4 protein-coding genes and 1 pseudogene are annotated in these 4966 nt (G+C 68.7%); all 5 read right to left on the bottom strand.

Annotated elements, in window-relative coordinates:
- On the bottom strand, positions 1-875 hold an 875-nt coding region (locus tag YO9_RS0112830), incomplete at its 3' end, for a type IV secretory system conjugative DNA transfer family protein (RefSeq protein WP_223286543.1).
- Entirely contained in the window at positions 788-1201 is a 414-nt protein-coding gene (locus YO9_RS18615; protein ID WP_223286542.1) for a hypothetical protein, read from the bottom strand. The genes YO9_RS18615 and YO9_RS0112830, both read right to left, overlap by 88 nt.
- Complete coding sequence (locus YO9_RS0112825) at positions 1198-2313, bottom strand: type IV secretory system conjugative DNA transfer family protein (RefSeq protein ID WP_223286541.1); 1116 nt, start codon at positions 2311-2313, stop codon at positions 1198-1200. Before YO9_RS0112825 ends, YO9_RS18615 begins: the two co-directional genes overlap by 4 nt.
- Positions 2307-2864, bottom strand: coding sequence for a hypothetical protein (locus YO9_RS18610; RefSeq protein WP_223286540.1), 558 nt, complete (start codon positions 2862-2864; stop codon positions 2307-2309). Before YO9_RS18610 ends, YO9_RS0112825 begins: the two co-directional genes overlap by 7 nt.
- 85 nt (positions 2865-2949) lie before the next feature.
- Positions 2950-4424, bottom strand: a pseudogene (locus YO9_RS0112820) (SCO6880 family protein).
- Positions 4425-4966 lie beyond the last annotated feature (542 nt).

Here is a 4966-nt window from a genome sequence, read left to right as displayed (position 1 = left end):
ACAGCGTGCTCCTCGGCGGCGGTCACGGTGGCCACGGTCAGGGCGGTCACCAGCGGCCCGGCGGTGCCGGCCCCTTCTTTGGAGAGGGCGTAGAGGGTGTGCTTGCCGGTCACGAAGGCCTGCGGGTCAAACTGCGGGCGGTCATCGTCTGGGCCCGTGGGGTTGACCCAGGCGGCGATCTTCTCGTTCTTCAAGCACGCGGCCATCTGCAAGGCGGTGGAGTAGACGCTGCCCCGGTACTTCTCGGGCTGACGGATCGTGCTGGCCACCGAGTCGGCTTCCTTGCCCCACCCGTGTTCATCGAGCAGCTTGGCGGGGGTGTCATCGGTGGATCGGGTCAACCAGTAGTGCACGCGCTCAATCGGCTCCCCGCCCACCGCAGCGGCGAGCAGAAGTCCGGCCAGCAGGGCCTTACCGGCGGAGTCGAAGTGGGCATCACCCATCTTGGCCCCGGCGGGGCGGGAGCCGATGGAGAAGTTCGTGGCCATCTCCGCGGCGCGCTCACTGTCGGTGACGTAGGTCAGCGGGTTCCACCACCAGGTGGGCTTCTCCCCGGCCACACCTTGGGGATCGAAGACCCACACATCCCCCTGGCCGGCGCGGAGGTCGCGGGTCAGATCCGACAGGTCGCGCTTGTTGGAGGTGGCGATCACCGGGCCTGGGGCCTCGATGATGGACGGTGCGGCTTGGGAAGTGGTCTTGCCGGTACGCGTACCCCAGATGTGCACCAGGGTGTCCTCCCAGGAGGCGTAGAGGGTGTGGCCGCCGCGAACCATCTTCCCGATCATCACCCCCGGTGTCTCCACCCCGAAGCGTGCCGCCTGGGCCTTCGCCTGCTTCTCGGTGAACGGGGCGACGTCGCGGAGCGTAGCCATGCGCACCGCCGCCCGGTCGTGCTTGACGGCCTTGGCGGCCTTCTGGTGACGCTTCCATAGCCACAGCGCCAGCAGCCCGGCCAGTACCAGCCGGCCGTGGCCGCCAGCACGAGTTCGGTGGTGCGCCACGGGATGGCGCCGGTAAAGGTGCCCAGGGACCGTTCCCAGTACCCCGCAGGCAAGGGCCTGGGGCGTGGGGTGAGTGCCTGACCCACCGTGACCACCACGTAGAGGATCGCCGGGACACCCACCAGGGCGAAGATCAGCACCAGCAGCAGCGCGATCTCCCCGCCGCCGGCCTTGTATTTGCGATCCAGTGCGCTCATCGCGGACCCCTTTCCTGGGCGGCGCGGTTCTTGGCCTCGTGCCACTTCTTCTCAGTGTCGTGGATCTGGGAGCGTCGCTCGGTGGGGGTGAACTCCATCGAGAACGGGATCCCGGCGCGGGAGCCGACTTTGATGAAGAACTTCCCCTGCCCCGGGGGCGGGGTGGTGGTGCGGTCATCGAAGTACCATTCCCGGTTGGTAGGATCCTCTAACCAGGCCCGCAGCTCGGCGTTGTCGACGGTGGGCTCATCCAGGGCAGCAAACACGTCGGTGTTGGTGTACTCCATGGCCTCGTCCCCGCGGCGGTTCCACGCCGGGGGGTCCTGCCAGATCGCCAGCTGCTCCTGCTCGCGCCGGCTCAGTGCCACTGATTCGGTCAGCAGCGGCATCTCGGCCTTGGCCAGCCCGCCCAGGATCTTGATTCCACAGCGGTCCATGATGCCCTTGGCCTTGGCCCGGTCGGCCTCATTGCGCACGGCCATCAGGTCCGAGGGCGTGTGGGAGGCCATGATCTGTCCCACCCCCCACTGGCGGTTCAGGCGAGTCAACGCGTTGACCTGATCGACGATGCCGGGCCCCGCAGCCAGGGTGTTCCACAGCTCATCCAAGATGATCAGGAACCGCTGGCGGGGAATGATCTTCTCATCGGCGAGCATGTTGGAGGTGGTCACGGTGCCGAAGCCGGCCGACCAGCAGGCCATCAGGATGGCCGCGCGCAAGTCGGACTCGGTCTGGGAGATCCGGGAGAGGTCGAAGACCATCGGCCGGGAGGCGTCGATCCGGTTGGTGGAGGGGTGGGCGAACATCTGGCCGAAGGCCCCGGAGCCGCACAGAGAGTTCAGCGAGGATTCCAGGCCCTCGGTGATGTCGTCGTAGCGGGCATCGTCGCCGCGGTCCAGGGCGACCTCGCGCACCTCGGCGGGCCGGTCCTTGAGCACCTGACGCAGGTCGGCCATCATCGGCACCGTGCCCGAGGTAGCGTGGCGGGCCTCGAGCACGGTCAGACACCGGTCCAGCACCTGGTCCTCGCGTTCGTCCAGGGGCTTCTTGCGCAGGATCGCGATCAGGGAGGCGATCAGCGACCGGCGGCGGGAGTGCAGCTCGGTCAGCAACTCCTCGGCCCGGGCCGGGGAGAGGAGCCTGGCGGCCGCGATCGCCCCGCGTCGTCCAACGGGTTGATGTGCCCCACCCCGCGGCCCAGGGGTAGCACGGCCCCGCCCAGGGCCTCGATCATGGCCACGTGCTCGCCCTTGATGTCCCCGAGGATCATCGGCCACACCCCGAAAGCGGCCAAACCGATCGCCATCCGGCGCAGCAGAGAGGACTTACCCAGCCCGGGGTTGGCCATGATGAACGCCGAGGGGTTGGCGATCACCTGAAGCTTCATGAACCAGGAGATCGGGTCGCAGCACACCGGTTCCCCGGAGAGCAGGTTGCGCCCCAGCGGCACGCCCTCCAGGGGTGAGCCCCCACCCATCGGGAAGGGGTAGAGCCCGCAGACCTGGTAGTTGGTCCCGCGCATCTCCTTAATTGGGTGCAGCAGCTGGGCCTCGCCCAGCCCCCGGCCCTTGTGCCCGCGCGGTCCCGGGCGGCGCAGTGTTTTAGCCGTGACCGCAGTGCTGCCGGTGCGTGTGCGCTTGGTGAAGACCTTGCCTAGCTTCATCCGGGCGAAAGTCCGGCCCAGGACGGTGGTCGGCGCGTTGCCCGGGAGGCGGGGAGGATGATCTGCTTGGCGTTCTTGGTGGCCATTACAGGGCGTTCCTCACGGTGGTGGGCAAGGCCAGGTGCTCGGGGATGACCAGGCCCAGGGGTAGGCCGGCGGCGAAGGTGGAGTCCTGGGCCCCGTAGGCTTCCTCAAGCCGGATCCGGGCCGAGACCCCTAGGTTCTCTACGATGGCCTCGGCCTCGTCCAGTTCGGCTTGGGTGCGTACCGTGGCGGTGACGACCATCCCGAAGTTCAGCAGCCCCGCCCCGTCTGCCTCCTCGGCCGCGGTGGCCTGGGCCGCGCGGGTCTCGCGGGTGTCCCGGGCGGTGGCGCGGTTGCGGGAGGAGGCGTTGAAGGTGGCGGTGTTGACGTCGTTTTCCACTAGCTGGGCGGCTCGCGCCGGGTCCAGGGCCGGTAGAGCAAGGTAATGCGTTTACGCACCAGCTCGGGGTTGGGGGCGATCATGGCCTGGAGCACGCTGGCTTGGACGGTGGAGCGCGGAGGTACTGACATCGCCCACGACTTCGACCAGGAGCCGTTGTGGTGGTAGCAGTCCCAGAACGTGTCGGCGGCCTGCGGGCCGACCTCGCTCCAATCCAGTTCGGGGGCCTTGCCCGCCGCATGCGCCCGGTCGAAAAGGACCGCCTCGCCCGGGTCATAGGCCACCCGGATGACCTCGCACAGCTGCTGGGCGCTTAACGGCTCGGCTACCCCGGCACCGGTGTCGTTGAGCGAGAGGGTGAGGTTGGGTAGGCGGGTAGCCAGGTCGTTGGCGACCTCGGCGGCGTTGCGCACCCGGGCCCCGGCGCGGATCGCGGCCTTGAAGGTCACCGCGATGTAGGCCCGGGTGACGGTGGCCCCGGTCGGTAGCATCTGCACGGTCTCGTTAATCACGTCGCGGGCGAACTGGGGGGCGTCATCACTCATCCGGGCTTCGACCTTGCGCGCCAGGCGGTACCCGGAGTCCGGGGCGGTCTCGATCGTTACCGAGGCGGCGGTCAGTCCCGGCTCATCGGTGAGCATCCCCAGCCAGTGCGACCAACGATCCACCCACCGGTTGATATGGTCCTGATCAACCATGCCCCCGCCGTCGGGCTCGGAAGCCAACACCACGGTGTAGTGGTGTTTCTGTGGGACCTCGACCAAGGCGAAGGGACGGCCGTAGCCGTCGACGTGCTCGGTGATCTTGGAGCGCGCCGAGATCCCGGGCAGCTTCGTGGTGCCCCCCGGGATTCGGCTCACCGGCCCGGCCCGGTACACGGTAGCCCCGCTATAGCGGGCGTTGGCCCACCCGGCCCGGCGCACGATGCGCTCGATGAGGGTGCGCCCGTGCTTGTTCTTCTGCATGGACAGCACGATCAGGGTCAAGATCACCGCTTCGAAGCCCAGGGCCACCAGCCACAGGTTAAGCATCATCAGCACGATGCCCCCGACCACCCCGCCGATCAACAGCACGGTCCCGGCGGTGGAGAGCCCGGCCAAGCCCTTGGAGGCCGGTGTGCGGAAGTTGCCGTACACCCGCGGGCGGTTCTCGCTGCCTTAGTTTCGGTTTGCGCCATCGGGGTGGGCCTCGTCTCCGGTCTCGTGGATGATCTGCGCCTTGATTTGGCGTACCTGCTGCTGCACGGTCTTCGCCGCCGGACCCGGCGGTGGGTACCACCACCGGCTCCTGGGGTGGGTCGGGCACCAGTACCCGGGCCCGAGCTGGGCTGGGCACTCTTCCCGCCGTCGGCGATGGGTCCGGGCGTACCGGCACCCGGGGTGGGTCGCGCCCCGGTGCCAGGGCCCGGACTGGGCCGGGTGCCTTCCCGCCGCTAGCAGTGGGCCCAGGAGTGCTGGCACCCAGGGAAGGCCGGGCCCCGGAGCCGCGGCCCGTTGAGGCCACCTGGGTGGCCTTGGTATCGGTTGGTTCCGCAGACGACGTGCTACTGGATGCCGGGCCTGACCGGGCACCACCGGGGCCCGTACTCGAAGACGTGCCGGAGATTCTGCCTCCCGCGCTGGATGCGGTGGCCTCCCCCACAGCCTCCCCGGTCTTCTTGACGGCGTGGCGTTACTCA

Source organism: Kocuria atrinae C3-8 (genome assembly GCF_000286355.1).
GTDB lineage: Bacteria > Actinomycetota > Actinomycetes > Actinomycetales > Micrococcaceae > Kocuria > Kocuria atrinae_A.
Note: the sequence above shows the minus strand (reverse complement) of the source record. Positions and strands in the feature narration are given on the sequence as shown.

What these genes read in the sequence shown, in the direction of transcription:
- YO9_RS18610 (WP_223286540.1), bottom strand. Translation starts at nt 2,864, where the DNA reads ATGAAGCTAGGCAAGGTCTTCACCAAGCGCACACGCACCGGCAGCACT.
- YO9_RS18615 (WP_223286542.1), bottom strand. Translation starts at nt 1,201, where the DNA reads ATGAGCGCACTGGATCGCAAATACAAGGCCGGCGGCGGGGAGATCGCG.